17 protein-coding genes are annotated in these 12905 nt (G+C 53.3%); 14 read left to right on the forward strand and 3 right to left on the reverse strand.

Annotated elements, in window-relative coordinates:
• Nucleotides 1-52: 52 nt before the first annotated feature.
• Together RT644_RS06965 and RT644_RS06970 are read right to left on the reverse strand one after the other, a co-directional pair.
• Complete coding sequence (locus tag RT644_RS06965; RefSeq protein ID WP_313626248.1) at nucleotides 53-514, reverse strand: YmfL family putative regulatory protein; 462 nt, start codon at nucleotides 512-514, stop codon at nucleotides 53-55.
• Between the two features lie 41 nt (nucleotides 515-555).
• A complete protein-coding gene (locus RT644_RS06970; RefSeq protein WP_249881018.1) occupies nucleotides 556-756 on the reverse strand; it encodes a transcriptional regulator in 201 nt (66 codons plus the stop codon).
• An 88-nt stretch (nucleotides 757-844) separates the two neighbouring features.
• Between RT644_RS06970 and RT644_RS06975 the strand changes: the two genes are divergently transcribed.
• The 10 genes from RT644_RS06975 to RT644_RS07020 all read left to right on the forward strand — a co-directional run bounded on the left by RT644_RS06975 (nucleotide 845) and on the right by RT644_RS07020 (nucleotide 7566).
• Complete coding sequence (locus tag RT644_RS06975; RefSeq protein ID WP_313626429.1) at nucleotides 845-1519, forward strand: LexA family protein; 675 nt, start codon at nucleotides 845-847, stop codon at nucleotides 1517-1519.
• Nucleotides 1520-2184: 665 nt separating this feature from the next.
• Complete coding sequence (rdgC, locus tag RT644_RS06980; RefSeq protein WP_313626249.1) at nucleotides 2185-3114, forward strand: recombination-associated protein RdgC; 930 nt, start codon at nucleotides 2185-2187, stop codon at nucleotides 3112-3114.
• A gap of 89 nt (nucleotides 3115-3203) precedes the next feature.
• A complete protein-coding gene (locus tag RT644_RS06985) occupies nucleotides 3204-3653 on the forward strand; it encodes a hypothetical protein (RefSeq protein ID WP_313626250.1) in 450 nt (149 codons plus the stop codon).
• A complete protein-coding gene (locus RT644_RS06990) occupies nucleotides 3650-4162 on the forward strand; it encodes a hypothetical protein (protein ID WP_313626251.1) in 513 nt (170 codons plus the stop codon). Before RT644_RS06985 ends, RT644_RS06990 begins: the two co-directional genes overlap by 4 nt.
• Nucleotides 4159-4650 carry a hypothetical protein gene (locus RT644_RS06995; RefSeq protein WP_313626252.1) on the forward strand — a complete coding sequence of 164 codons (492 nt, stop codon included), beginning with the start codon at nucleotides 4159-4161 and terminating at the stop codon, nucleotides 4648-4650. The genes RT644_RS06990 and RT644_RS06995 overlap by 4 nt, the downstream gene beginning before the upstream one ends.
• Nucleotides 4650-5435, forward strand: coding sequence for an ead/Ea22-like family protein (locus RT644_RS07000; RefSeq protein ID WP_313626253.1), 786 nt, complete (start codon nucleotides 4650-4652; stop codon nucleotides 5433-5435). The genes RT644_RS06995 and RT644_RS07000 overlap by 1 nt, the downstream gene beginning before the upstream one ends.
• A gap of 1 nt (nucleotide 5436) precedes the next feature.
• A complete protein-coding gene (locus RT644_RS07005) occupies nucleotides 5437-5673 on the forward strand; it encodes a hypothetical protein (RefSeq protein WP_313626254.1) in 237 nt (78 codons plus the stop codon).
• Nucleotides 5673-5948, forward strand: a complete 276-nt coding sequence (locus RT644_RS07010; RefSeq protein WP_313626255.1) for a hypothetical protein — start codon at nucleotides 5673-5675, stop codon at nucleotides 5946-5948. The genes RT644_RS07005 and RT644_RS07010 overlap by 1 nt, the downstream gene beginning before the upstream one ends.
• Before the next feature lie 29 nt (nucleotides 5949-5977).
• The gene (locus RT644_RS07015) at nucleotides 5978-6271 is read left to right on the forward strand and encodes an excisionase family protein (RefSeq protein ID WP_249881445.1); all 294 of its coding nucleotides are present in this window, start codon (nucleotides 5978-5980) and stop codon (nucleotides 6269-6271) included.
• Entirely contained in the window at nucleotides 6268-7566 is a 1299-nt protein-coding gene (locus tag RT644_RS07020) for a site-specific integrase (protein ID WP_313626256.1), read from the forward strand. The genes RT644_RS07015 and RT644_RS07020 overlap by 4 nt, the downstream gene beginning before the upstream one ends.
• Before the next feature lie 29 nt (nucleotides 7567-7595).
• Here the strand turns inward: RT644_RS07020 and fliE are convergent, their stop codons facing one another.
• Entirely contained in the window at nucleotides 7596-7907 is a 312-nt protein-coding gene (gene fliE, locus RT644_RS07025; RefSeq protein ID WP_017458367.1) for a flagellar hook-basal body complex protein FliE, read from the reverse strand.
• Nucleotides 7908-8132: 225 nt separating this feature from the next.
• Here fliE and fliF point away from each other — a divergent pair, with 225 nt between their 5' ends.
• From fliF to fliI, 4 genes are read left to right on the forward strand one after another with little or no spacing between them, the layout of a single operon-like run.
• A complete protein-coding gene (gene fliF / locus RT644_RS07030; protein ID WP_020454193.1) occupies nucleotides 8133-9833 on the forward strand; it encodes a flagellar basal-body MS-ring/collar protein FliF in 1701 nt (566 codons plus the stop codon).
• A complete protein-coding gene (gene fliG / locus RT644_RS07035; RefSeq protein ID WP_020454194.1) occupies nucleotides 9823-10821 on the forward strand; it encodes a flagellar motor switch protein FliG in 999 nt (332 codons plus the stop codon). Before fliF ends, fliG begins: the two co-directional genes overlap by 11 nt.
• Nucleotides 10814-11530: a flagellar assembly protein FliH gene (fliH, locus tag RT644_RS07040; protein ID WP_313626257.1), complete on the forward strand. Its 717-nt coding sequence runs from the start codon at nucleotides 10814-10816 to the stop codon at nucleotides 11528-11530. Before fliG ends, fliH begins: the two co-directional genes overlap by 8 nt.
• Nucleotides 11530-12900, forward strand: coding sequence for a flagellar protein export ATPase FliI (gene fliI / locus RT644_RS07045; protein ID WP_020454196.1), 1371 nt, complete (start codon nucleotides 11530-11532; stop codon nucleotides 12898-12900). The genes fliH and fliI overlap by 1 nt, the downstream gene beginning before the upstream one ends.
• The last annotated feature ends 5 nt before the right edge of the window (nucleotides 12901-12905 follow it).

The following is a 12905-nucleotide window of genomic DNA, read 5'->3' on the forward strand; positions in this document are numbered from 1 at the left end:
ATCTCCACAACGATCGACACGCCACGACGCCAGAGGCTGCAACCTGCTGGCGTCACTTCTTTTTGCGGCTGAATAATTCGACGATGGCCGCGACTTCTTCTTCACGCGCAGCCATATGACGGCGGTGATATTCGTGGATAAGTTCTGCTTCATGCTGTTCAATCACCCCGTCTTCCAGTGCCTGTTGGATAATCTGATCAACCTGCCCGCGTGCTGCTGCGGTGCGCATTGCCCTGCTGAAAAGGTCAACACGATCGAGTTCTTCAAAGGTTGGAACTTCCACCAGCAGACAGCCGCGGCGCTTCGCAAAGTAATCAGCCAGGAATGAGGTATTCGATAAGTCCTCCATCGCTTCCAGCTCTGTCACTTCGAAAAAACGGCAACCGTTTTTCTCGTAGAGGTTGTTATTGAACTGCGTGGCGGTCATGCCAAGCGCACCGGCCATCGCTTCACGACCACCGGGATAGGCTTTACACATCGCCTTAACCACTTCTTTCAAACTGTGCTCTACCATGTTGTTTTCCCTTTGGTAGTAACCGAACAGCGCACTTGCTGTTACTGTTTCGGATAAATATCCGGACGCAGATCCGACTTGGTAATAGAACCGCCCGTTTTCTCTTCCAGCTTTTTAGCCAATGAGAAACCAGCTTTTTTGTAGCCATTAAAAACAAGGCGTAGATAACCAGGAGTTGAGCCGACACATTTGGCTAACTCGCCTTGCTGCCCTTTGGTTAGTGAATCCCAGTAGTCTTTCATGCTATGTACCTCCTGTGTACATATTACACGAAAATAATGAACCCTCAAGGTACTTGTACCCATAAGGTACACGATGTTTAATTTTGGAATGAAAACGATTAACGAAATTCGCCGGGATAACGCTCGGAAACTAAGAGATGGTGCGGGTGGCAATACTTCATTTGCCGCCATGATTGACCGCGACCCGACTCAAACAAGCCGCTTCATGGGGAATGGGGCAACAAAAAACATAGGCGATGATATGGCTCGCCACATCGAGAAATGTTTCAACCTGCCGACAGGCTGGCTGGATCAAGAACATCAAACCACTAATGTTTCCAAAGCGCTTGATGTGTCGAATACCAATAAGACATTCACATTGGTGCCGGTAATATCTTGGGTACAAGCTGGCGCATGGACAGAAGCAGGTTATACAGAGGTTGATTTAAGTGTGACGGAAAACTACCCATGCCCTGTAGCTTGTAGCCCTATGACATACATTCTTCGAGTCATAGGGGATTCAATGATTACTGAATACAGTCCAGGCGATATGATTTTTGTAGACCCGGAAGTAGCTGCATCTCATGGTGATGATGTTATAGCTCTTATGCATGAAACCGGAGAAACAACTTTCAAAAGACTTATTGAGGATGGCGGAAGTAAGTACCTGAAAGCGCTAAATCCAAACTGGCCTGAGCCTTACATGAAAATAAACGGTAACTGCTCAATTATAGGAACCGTCATTTTTTCAGGTAAGCCTCGAAGAAATAAGATAAAAAATTAAACCATTCATTAAACCTGCTCCGGCAGGTTTTTTTGCGCTTGACAATGTACCCATGCGGTACATAATGTACCTGTAAGCAACAACGACGTATGGCACATGCGTCGTTAGCGGTCCGGGGATTCCTTTGACAGTATCCCGATCCAGCGGGTAGCCGGAATGTGCAAGCCAGCCCCGTACTTAGGCCTGAGCGATTCACCATCGTGGCGATTCGGTGTGACACCGGGAAAGAACGGAATGCCGTAAGGGGCTACAACCCTTCAATCTCGTTCCGGGCGAGTTCAACCCGGATGACAGCCGGAAGAGACGGCACAGCCCAGACGATATCTGAGTGGCTTAAAAAACAGATGGGCGCCGGTGGAATCCCGGCTCACAACATGAAAGCGCACTCCTTCTCTCATCAGTTATGGGTGGCAGGTGTGATTAAGCGGGAGTGCGCTCCCAGTTGTTAAGCCATAAAAACCAGTGAGTACGTGATCGTTTGGCGGAGTCGGATCTTATTTTCCCGTGAAGGCTCCGCAATTTTTTACGCAACACACGAGAGCATCACCGCCGGGACGGCTCATTCCCCAATCCCGTCGGGCGGCTTCTCACCGCAGGTGCTCTCCTGTGTTGTGTGGAGATACTAACCCGTAGCGCCTTTGCAGCGGCGCAAAGAGGAACGTAAAATGATTCACCATTTTTTCAAAAATATTATGTCCTACCGCCTGAGCCGCGATGTGCAAATTATCGATGACGGGAACACTTCCGATCTGGCTAAGCAGTTAGAACCGCTACGCTTTACCCCTTGTGGGAGCCAGGATATGGCTAAAGCTGGCTGGGTATCTCCGCTGGGTGAAATTTCTGATCAACTTTTCCATTTTGTTGGCGGCCAGTTGCTGCTGGCTATCCGCCGTGAGGAAAAAATAATACCTCCTCAGGTCGTTAAAGACGAACTCACCAAGCGTATTAGCCGCCTTGAAAGCGAGCAGGGGCGCCGTCTGAAGAAGACCGAGAAAGACTCACTTCGCGATGATGTGCTTCACTCACTGCTACCTCGCGCTTTCACCAAAAATTCAACAGTCCGGATCTGGGTGAATACCTCAAATGCGCTGGTAATTGTCGATTCAGCCAGCGCACGCCGGGCTGAAGATGCGCTGGCGCTACTTCGTAAAACTCTCGGGTCGCTTCCGGTTTTTCCTCTGACTCTCGAAACGCCGGCTGAATTAACCATGACTGAATGGGTGCGTTCCGGCGCTATTCCATCAGGCCTGGCGCTTGGCGCTGAGGCAGAGCTTAAAGCTGTGCTGGAGGATGGTGGTATCGGGCGATTCAAAAAACAGGATCTGTTTTCCGATGAGATCCGCACTCACCTTGACGCCGGGAAGCTGGTAACGAAAGTGGTTCTTGACTGGCAAAAGCGCGTTCAGTTCGTGCTTGGCGACGATTTCAGTATTAAACGGCTCAAATTCTCCGACGAGCTGATAAGCCAGAACGATGACATTGACTGTGAAGATGCCGCACAACGCTTTGATGCTGACTTTGTATTGATGACCGGCGAACTTAACCAGTTACTCACTGACCTGATTACTGCCCTCGGCGGCGAAGCCAAGCGATAGCAAAAAAAAGCGACTTAACCCATGTCAATGGGTTGGGTTGCTGCAACCTAAATTTGGCGCGTTGCAGCGCGCACAGGAGATACAACGCAATGAGACAACAACTGGCATCAATGACCATTATCGAGCTGGTGAGAACCGCCAACAATTACGCCACCAGCATCAAGCAGACCGGTGTTTATTCGGATCTCATTAAAGAGCTGTCTTCCCGCCTTGAGGCGCTGAACCTCGCATACATCGCCCAAGTTCGTACTCAGTCAGCACCATCACCCGCGCCTTTGTCCGCAGCGATACCAGAAGGCTATGTACTTGTACCGCAAGAATTGCACATCCCTGCTGAGGCTATGGAAGGTGTTTGTGCCCACTGCGGAGATGGTGGGCATATGTTCGGCGAATTTACTGACGGCATTTTGTTTGTTGGCGAAGTCGATTATGGCGACGGCAAAAAGATTTATGGCTTGCACGTAGCCACCGCAGATTACCCCGATGAAGGTTGCGCAACCATCTGTGAGTTTGAGCAGGTGAAGGGGGTGCAATCGTGAGCACAGGAATCGAACTGATGCAACACGCCCTCGGCATCAATGAGCGCCAGCGTGAACCATACCGCAATTACTTTCTAGCATGTGGTGATCACCCTGATAACACAGAGTGGCAAAAACTCGTTGAGCGGGGACTTGCAAAGTCGTCCCCTGCGCCCGAGTGGTCATGCGGTGATGTTGTTTATCAGGTAACGGATGCAGGCCAGGCGGTAGCTATTTCCGCACTTCCTGAGCCAAAGAAGCCAACCCGGTATGACGAATACCTGCACTCCGAAGTTTGCGAATCGTTTGGTGAATGGCTTGGCATCCAGCTACCGGAATATGAGTACCGCGCGGTTGACAGCTTCAAAGGGAAATACGAGTACCGCATGTTCCGCCGATCGCGCATCTACTGGGACTACAGCGTCGATGTGAAGGGCGAATGGTGCCCCACCAAGAAGGCAGCGAAAGCCAGCTACAAAGCTGCGCTGCGGGCGGTGAAAGGCAACGCAGGAGAAGGAGCACAGTCATGAGCGAAGAGAAGAAATACTGCTATCGCTTTCACGATGGCAACGATAGCGAAGGTCGACCGATTGTTACTCTTTGGAAGCGTTTAATCATTCGTGAAACTGACAAAACATTCTGGCATGTAGACGATTTTCCATACATGAGCTTTGAGCAGGTAGTCAGTTACTGGACGCGCGGGCGCAAGGAAGACCAAAAACGATACATCAAGCGCTGCGCAAAAGGCGCTGATCGCTCTCGCTATCACTACACGAAAGAAGAGGCATTGAAAGCATTTATCTACCGCAAAAGATATCAGTTAGAACGGATCCGCCTAACAGCCGAAACAGTAAGCCTGATTCTGAAGGGACTGACAGATGCTGGCCATGTAGCTTACTCAACCGACCAGCATGGATTTCAGAAAAGAAACATTGTTAGCGTTCCGGAGGTCGAATGCTTCGTTGCCTCAGAAGAGCCCGGGCCGATCGCCTCAACATATAGCTGGGGAGAATACTGATGACTAACAACGACGAGCTGGCCCTGAAGCTGAAAGCGGCGGCTGAGAAAGCGACTCCGGGCCCGTGGTATGTACACGATAAACCGTGTGAAGACGGCAACTATGGCATTGATTCCAGCGATAAAGAATTCCTGGCTGAGGCTGTAGTTTGGTGGGGGTTTTCCCGCCAAAGCATCTGGCGCGAGGAAGACGCGAAATATATCGCTGCTTCCAACCCTGCGGCCATCCTCGCCCTGCTGGCAGAGCGTGACGCCGACAAGAAGCGTATTGCTGAACTGGAACGTGAGAAAGAAGCAATGACGGCTGTTGCGCTCGCGATGCGCGATGACATGCGCGATGCCAGATCATTAGTGGAAGCGCGAACGGTTAGCGTTAAGCCAGCAGAGCAGTACGAGGATGATTCAGCTCTGTTATTTGCCATCGATTTAAATGATGAGTCCGAAGACTATCAAACCGCGCAATGGCTGAAAGAATTACGACGTCGCCGCGCCGCCATGCAAGCTGAACCTGTAACGGCCGCTACGGTGCCGGATGGTTACTGTGTTATGCCTCTAAAACTGACAGCGGCAAACGGCGCAAAAGGTGCGCTATCCGGTGAATTCCATATTCTCCGTACTGTTACGTGTCGTGAGTGTGGTGGCGATGGCTGTGAAGATTGTGATGACCAAGGGGAATGGGAAGAAGAAATTCCGATTGGTTGGGACATTATCAAATTAATTTATGCCGCAGCAGTTGAAGCTTGTGCGCTCACGGAAACCCAGGCAGCGCCTGAGCAGGAGGTGTGAGGTGGAAACTATCCAGGATATTCGCATCCAGTTAGAAAATATCGTTACCGCTGCGCACCGGGTTGCTTGCTCTTTAGATATCGGCGAAGAACGCACCGAAGCTTTCGAGCTTTATGAAGCGCTGCGCAGGCTTCAACGCCGTGCCGCTGCCAGTGAAATGCTGGCAGCAACCAATCCCCTTCTAAATTTCCCATGTATTGATGACGAGGACGATGAAGACTGGGACGAGGACGACTAATGCCCAGCAAACTGAAACTGCGGCGTCAGCGCCGCCTGAAAGCGGATCTGTGGTGGTGGCGTGAGGAAGCAAAAGACCTTCACGCCCGCGTCATGGAACAGGCCGACGAGATTGCCGCGCTGCGCCGGCAGATATTTCGCGTGCCGATGCCAGTGCTCGTCCCTGCCCCGATCATGAAACTGGTGGCTCCGGCCACCAGCGAGCCTGAAATATGTTTGAAATGTAACGACGGTGCCAGGCTTGGCTGCTCGTCATGTGCGTACAGATTGAAATAGCCGGTTGCAGCCGGCATGGAGATACCCGGATGAATGAAAAATCTTACGTTGTCCCCAATGAATGGGTGACTGAGCAGAAGCTCACTGAAATTACCGGCCTGCGCCACGGCACGATAGAGGTGGCACGTAAGAAGTCATGGCTTCTTGGCCGTGAATACCTGCATGTTGCTCCAGATGGTGATCCGAAGCCGAACAGTGAATGCATGTATAACCGTAAGGCTATTGACCAGTGGATTGAAAGCCTCAAAAAGAAACAGCCAGGTGCACGGTCATTACAATCCGTTTATTCTTGTCAGGCTCTTGGGCGTCAGGAGGGTGAATGAATAAAACATACCCAACAGGCGTTGAAAACCATGGCGGTTCACTACGCATATGGTTCATCTACGAAGGGAGGAGGGTCAGAGAGAATCTCGGTGTTACAGATACACCAAAGAACAGAAAGATGGCGGGAGAATTGCGGTCGGCAGTATGCTTTGAGATAAAAACAGGGAGATTTAATTACGCAGCAAATTTTCCAAACTCCCCTAACCTTTCAAAGTTTGGCGTTGCAGATCGGCAGATAACTCATATAACAGTGCAGGAAATTGCAGAGCGCTGGCTTGAGTTGAAGAAGGTCGAAATCTGCGCGAATGCACACGGAAGGTATCTGTCAGTTGTGAGAAATATGCTTCCGCGCCTTGGTAAAGACAGGTTTATATCATCCTTTACGAAGGAGGATATGCTGAACCTCCGGCGCGAACTGCTGACGGGTTATCAGATACTGAAGAAAGGGCATACTAAGCCAGTGAAAGGCCGATCTGTCCCTACGGTCAATTACTATATGGGCGTGGTAAATGGCCTGTTTCAGTTTGCAATTGATGGTGGATATATAAAGGAAAGCCCGTTCAATGGACTGTTGCCACTTAAAAAATCACGTTCTGAGCCAGATCCGCTTAGTCGTGATGAATTCGACAGGCTTATTGATGCGCTACGGCATCAGCAGGTCAAAAACATGTGGTCTCTGGCTATTTATACCGGGCTGCGACACGGTGAGTTGGTATCTCTTGCCTGGGAGGATATAGACCTCGTACAGGGTGTGGTTACGGTTTCAAGAAATCATACTTTGGCTAACGAGTTTACATTTCCTAAAACTGAAGCTGGTACAGATCGGAAGGTTTTTCTTGTTGATGCCGCCATAGAGATTTTGCGAAATCAGGCTGAAATGACAAGGCTGGGTAAGCAGTACGAAGTTGATGTTATGACGAGAGAGTTTGGAAGGTCAGTCAAGCATAAATGCACGTTTGTGTTCAATCCACAAATCAGTTCGATAAACGGTAAGTGTGGTCATCACTATTCCGTAAGTTCGATAAATCAGATCTGGGGGGATGCACTAAAAAAAGCGGGACTACGGCACAGGAATGCATACCAGTCCCGACACACTTATGCATGCTGGTCTTTATCTGCCGGAGCTAACCCTAACTTCATAGCCAACCAGATGGGACATGCCGACGCCCAGATGGTTTACAAAGTTTATGGGAAATGGATGGCCGACAACAATCTGGATCAGATCGCAATTCTGAACCAGAAATTGTCAGCGTTTGCCCCACCCATGCCCCAGGCAGTAGGATCCAATCTGTAATACTGTTATGCAACAGTATCTTAGGTTGGTCACACCTGCATGTTCATAATGTCCTGGTATGCAGAAACCAGTTTGTTACGTACCTGAATGCCCATCTGCAACGAAATCGATGATTTCTGCAAATCGGTCATCACGTCGTTCAGCGCTACGCCCGGCTCACCGAGTGTAAATTTTTCCGCCTGGGTACGCGCTGCGTTTTGCGTGTCGCTAATGCGATCCAGCGCAGCATGCAGTTGCCCGGCGAAGCTGATAGACGGTTCACTTTCCACGCTCTGATTACGCGCAATCCCGGCAGTTGCCTGCAGCTGACTGACGACGCTTTCAATGCCCTGTATAGCCATGGTAAATCCCCGGATGGTTTGATACCTGACAAGGTTAACAGCTTGTCAATGGGATAATGGCGGTAAATAGCGATAAAAAACCAGGTTATTTGAGGCATAGAAAATTCGGATTCATCAAATAATGACACTGCCAGTTAATGGACATTTGTCGAGTTTGCCGACCCGGGAGTCTGTTTTGTTTCTCAACTCAAATAACAACATCCACCCAGAGTTACGAGGTGCGCAATGAGTGCGACTGCAACAACTGCACCGCAGAATAAATCTCTTGAGTGGCTTAACCGCTTACGCGCGAACCCCAAAATTCCTCTTATGGTGGCCGCTGCAGCAGCGGTTGCCATTGTTGTTGCTATGGTACTGTGGGCGAAAAGCCCGGACTACCGCACGCTTTATAGCAACCTGTCCGATCAGGACGGCGGCGCTATCGTCACCCAATTGACGCAGATGAACGTCCCCTACCGCTTTGCTGACGGTAGCGGTGCTATTGAAGTTCCCGCCGATAAAGTCCAGGAGCTGCGCCTGAAACTGGCTCAACAGGGTCTGCCGAAAGGCGGCGCTGTCGGTTTTGAACTGCTGGATCAGGAAAAATTTGGTATCAGCCAGTTTAGCGAACAAGTGAACTACCAGCGTGCGCTGGAAGGCGAACTGGCACGCACCATCGAAGCACTCGGTCCGGTAAAAGGCGCCCGCGTTCACCTCGCGATGCCAAAACCGTCGCTGTTCGTGCGCGAGCAGAAAGCCCCTTCCGCATCCGTGACGGTGAACTTGCAACCGGGACGCGCGCTGGATGATGGCCAGATCAGCGCCGTCGTACACCTCGTTTCCAGCGCGGTGGCAGGTTTACCGCCGGGCAACGTGACCGTTGTCGATCAGGGCGGTCGTCTGCTGACCCAATCCGGCGTTGCCGGTCGTGACCTGAATGATGCACAACTGAAATACACCGCCGACGTTGAAGGCCGTATCCAGCGCCGTATCGAAGCGATCCTTGGCCCTATCGTGGGTAACGGCAACGTTCACGCGCAGGTAACGGCGAAACTCGATTTTGCGAATAAAGAGCAGACGGAAGAGCAATACACGCCAAACGGCGGCGATCCGTCACAGGCTGTGCTGCGTTCACGTCAGGTAAATAGCAGCGAGCAGATTGGCGGCCAGTATCCTGGCGGCGTTCCGGGTGCGCTGTCGAACCAGCCTGCTCCGGCGAATACCGCGCCGATTACCACACCGGCTAATCAGCAGAACGGTCAGCAGAATCAAAATGCGCAGGGCCAGCAAGGCACGAGCACGGCTAACACCACCACCACCGGGCCGCGTAACACCACGCATAACGAAACCAATAACTACGAAGTCGACCGTACGATCCGCCACACCAAAATGAATGTCGGCGATATCGAGCGCCTCTCTGTTGCGGTGGTGGTCAACTATCGTTCGCTGCCGGGTGGCAAAACCGCCGCGCTGACAGCCGACCAGATTAAACAGATTGAAGATTTGACTCGCGAAGCGATGGGTTACACCGAGAAACGCGGTGACACCCTGAACGTCGTCAACTCGCCGTTCAACGCAACGGATGATGTTGGTGGTCAGCTCCCGTTCTGGCAACAGCAGTCGTTTATCGATCAGCTGATGTCCGCAGGTCGCTGGTTGCTGGTGCTCATCGTGGCGTGGCTGCTGTGGCGTAAAGCCGTACGTCCGCAGCTGGTACGCCGCCAGGAAGAGGCGAAAGCCTTGCAGGAAGCGCAACAAGCCAAAGCGGAAATCGAAGAATCGGTGGAAGTTCGCCTCAGCAAAGACGAACAGAACCAGCAGCGTCGCTCTAACCAGCGCCTGAGCGCCGAGGTGATGAGCCAGCGTATTCGCGAAATGTCAGATAACGATCCGCGCGTCGTGGCGCTGGTCATTCGCCAGTGGATGAGTAACGAACATGAGCAATAATCTTTCCGGAACGGACAAAAGCGTCATCCTGCTGATGACCATTGGCGAAGATCGCGCGGCTGAGGTGTTCAAACACCTCTCCGCCCGCGAAGTCCAGCACTTGAGTACCGCGATGGCCAGCGTACGTCAGATCTCCAACAAACAGCTGATGGACGTATTGCAGGAGTTCGAGAACGAAGCGGAACAATTCGCGGCGCTGAACATCAACGCCAACGATTACCTGCGTTCGGTACTGGTCAAAGCCCTCGGCGAAGAGCGTGCCTCCAGCCTGCTGGAAGATATCCTCGAAACGCGCGATACCACCAGCGGCATCGAAACGCTCAACTTTATGGAGCCGCAGAGCGCCGCCGACCTTATCCGCGACGAACACCCGCAGATCATCGCCACTATCCTTGTGCACCTTAAACGTTCTCAGGCGGCGGATATCCTTGCGCTGTTTGATGAGCGTATGCGCCACGATGTGATGCTGCGTATCGCCACCTTCGGCGGCGTACAGCCTGCCGCACTGGCGGAACTGACCGAAGTGCTGAACAACCTGCTCGACGGCCAGAACCTCAAGCGCAGCAAAATGGGCGGCGTGAGAACCGCGGCGGAAATCATCAACCTGATGAAAACGCAGCAGGAAGAAGCCGTTATTACCGCCGTTCGCGAGTTCGACGGCGAGCTGGCGCAGAAAATTATCGACGAGATGTTCCTGTTCGAAAACCTGGTGGATGTGGACGACCGCAGCATCCAGCGCCTGCTGCAGGAAGTGGATTCCGAATCCCTGCTGGTTGCCCTCAAAGGCGCCGAGCAACCGCTGCGCGAGAAGTTCCTGCGCAACATGTCGCAACGTGCGGCAGATATTCTGCGCGACGACCTGGCCAACCGTGGGCCGGTGCGTCTGTCTCAGGTGGAAAACGAACAGAAAGCCATCCTGCTCATCGTTCGCCGTCTGGCGGAGACCGGCGAGATGGTAATTGGCAGCGGCGAGGATACCTATGTCTAATGAATTGCCGTGGAAAGTCTGGAAGCCGGACGATCTGGCCCTCCCGCTGGCCGCCGAGTTCGCTCCCCTGCTGACGAAAGAGTCGTCGCCAACCGCTGAAGCGGACGGCGAAGAAGATGAGATATCAGAAGAGCAAAAGCTGCAGCAGCAGTTAGCGCAGATCCAGATGCAGGCGCACGACGCCGGGTATAACGCCGGTCTGGCGGAAGGCCGCAAAGCGGGTCACGACGTCGGCTACCAGGAAGGTCTGGCGCAGGGGCGCGAAGATGGTCTCAACCAGGCGCGCCAGCAACAGGCGCCAATCCATGCGCGTATGCAGCAGCTGGTCAGCGAATTCCAGTACACGCTGGATGCGCTGGACAGTGTTATCGCCTCTCGTCTGATGCAGATGGCGCTGGAAGCCGCGCGCCAGGTGTTAGGCCAGGTGCCGGTTGTTGATAACAGCGCGCTGATCAAGCAGATCCAGCATTTAATCCAGCAGGAGCCGCTGTTCAGCGGGAAACCGCAATTGCGCGTGCATCCGGACGATTTGCAGCGCGTGGAAGAGATGCTTGGCGCAACCCTCAGCCTGCACGGCTGGCGTTTGCGTGGCGACCCGACCCTGCATCCGGGCGGGTGCAAAGTGTCCGCCGATGAAGGCGATCTCGACGCCAGCGTAGCAACACGCTGGCAGGAACTGTGCCGTCTGGCGGCGCCGGGAGTAGTTTAATGACCGCACGTTTGACCCGCTGGCTAACGACGCTGGATAACTTTGAAGTCAAAATGGCGCAGCTGCCCGCTGTGCGCCGTTATGGTCGGCTGACCCGCGCGACCGGGCTGGTGCTGGAAGCCACCGGTCTGCAGCTGCCGCTGGGCGCGACCTGCATTATTGAGCGTCAGGACGGTGTCGAAACGCGCGAAGTCGAATGCGAAGTGGTTGGCTTCAACGGCCAGCGCCTGTTTTTAATGCCGCTGGAAGAAGTTGAAGGTATTTTGCCTGGCGCGCGCGTTTATGCCCGCAGCGTGTTAGGTGATGGTTTGCAAAGCGGTAAACAGCTGCCGCTCGGCCCTGCCCTGCTTGGCCGCGTGCTGGATGGCGGCGGCAAGCCGCTCGACGGTCTGCCTGCACCGGAAACCGGTGAGACCGGCGCACTGGTCACGCAGCCGTTTAACCCCTTACAACGTACGCCGATTGAGCATGTGCTGGATACCGGCGTACGCGCCATTAACGCCCTGCTGACCGTCGGTCGTGGTCAGCGTATGGGGCTGTTCGCCGGTTCCGGCGTCGGTAAAAGCGTGCTGTTAGGCATGATGGCCCGTTATACCCAGGCCGACGTTATTGTCGTCGGGCTGATTGGTGAACGTGGCCGCGAAGTAAAAGATTTTATCGAGAACATCCTTGGCGCAGAAGGCCGCGCACGTTCGGTGGTGATTGCCGCCCCGGCAGACGTTTCTCCTTTATTGCGTATGCAGGGCGCTGCGTACGCGACGCGCATTGCTGAAGATTTCCGCGACCGCGGTCAGCATGTGCTTCTGATCATGGACTCCCTGACGCGTTATGCCATGGCGCAGCGTGAAATCGCGCTGGCAATTGGCGAACCGCCAGCGACGAAAGGTTATCCCCCTTCTGTCTTCGCCAAATTACCGGCGCTGGTGGAACGCGCGGGGAACGGTATTCACGGCGGTGGTTCGATCACCGCGTTTTATACCGTTCTGACCGAAGGGGATGACCAGCAGGATCCGATCGCTGACTCCGCACGAGCCATTCTTGATGGGCACATTGTCTTGTCCCGCCGCCTGGCGGAAGCCGGTCACTACCCGGCCATTGACATTGAAGCCTCTATCAGCCGTGCGATGACAGCGTTAATTACGGAACAACATTACGCCAGAGTCCGGAACTTTAAGCAGTTGCTGTCGAGCTTCCAGCGTAACCGCGATCTGGTTAGCGTTGGCGCGTATGCGCGCGGTAGCGACCCAATGCTGGATAAAGCCATCGCATTGTGGCCACACCTGGAAGCCTTCCTGCAGCAGGGCATTTTTGAACGTGCCGGGTGGGAAGATTCAATGCAGGCATTAGAGCTGATCTTCCCGACAGTCTAAGGTAG

The organism is Kosakonia sp. (assembly GCF_032104925.1).
Lineage (GTDB): Bacteria > Pseudomonadota > Gammaproteobacteria > Enterobacterales > Enterobacteriaceae > Kosakonia.

Coding starts and splice junctions, on each gene's coding strand:
- fliE (WP_017458367.1), bottom strand. CDS start 7,907: ATGGCTATACAGGGCATTGAAAGCGTCGTCAGTCAGCTGCAGGCAACT.
- RT644_RS07020 (WP_313626256.1), top strand. CDS start 6,268: ATGAATAAAACATACCCAACAGGCGTTGAAAACCATGGCGGTTCACTA.
- RT644_RS06985 (WP_313626250.1), top strand. CDS start 3,204: ATGAGACAACAACTGGCATCAATGACCATTATCGAGCTGGTGAGAACC.
- rdgC (WP_313626249.1), top strand. CDS start 2,185: ATGATTCACCATTTTTTCAAAAATATTATGTCCTACCGCCTGAGCCGC.
- RT644_RS06975 (WP_313626429.1), top strand. CDS start 845: ATGAAAACGATTAACGAAATTCGCCGGGATAACGCTCGGAAACTAAGA.
- RT644_RS06965 (WP_313626248.1), bottom strand. CDS start 514: ATGGTAGAGCACAGTTTGAAAGAAGTGGTTAAGGCGATGTGTAAAGCC.
- fliI (WP_020454196.1), top strand. CDS start 11,530: ATGACCGCACGTTTGACCCGCTGGCTAACGACGCTGGATAACTTTGAA.
- RT644_RS07010 (WP_313626255.1), top strand. CDS start 5,673: ATGCCCAGCAAACTGAAACTGCGGCGTCAGCGCCGCCTGAAAGCGGAT.
- RT644_RS06995 (WP_313626252.1), top strand. CDS start 4,159: ATGAGCGAAGAGAAGAAATACTGCTATCGCTTTCACGATGGCAACGAT.
- fliF (WP_020454193.1), top strand. CDS start 8,133: ATGAGTGCGACTGCAACAACTGCACCGCAGAATAAATCTCTTGAGTGG.
- RT644_RS07015 (WP_249881445.1), top strand. CDS start 5,978: ATGAATGAAAAATCTTACGTTGTCCCCAATGAATGGGTGACTGAGCAG.
- fliH (WP_313626257.1), top strand. CDS start 10,814: ATGTCTAATGAATTGCCGTGGAAAGTCTGGAAGCCGGACGATCTGGCC.
- fliG (WP_020454194.1), top strand. CDS start 9,823: ATGAGCAATAATCTTTCCGGAACGGACAAAAGCGTCATCCTGCTGATG.
- RT644_RS06970 (WP_249881018.1), bottom strand. CDS start 756: ATGAAAGACTACTGGGATTCACTAACCAAAGGGCAGCAAGGCGAGTTA.
- RT644_RS07000 (WP_313626253.1), top strand. CDS start 4,650: ATGACTAACAACGACGAGCTGGCCCTGAAGCTGAAAGCGGCGGCTGAG.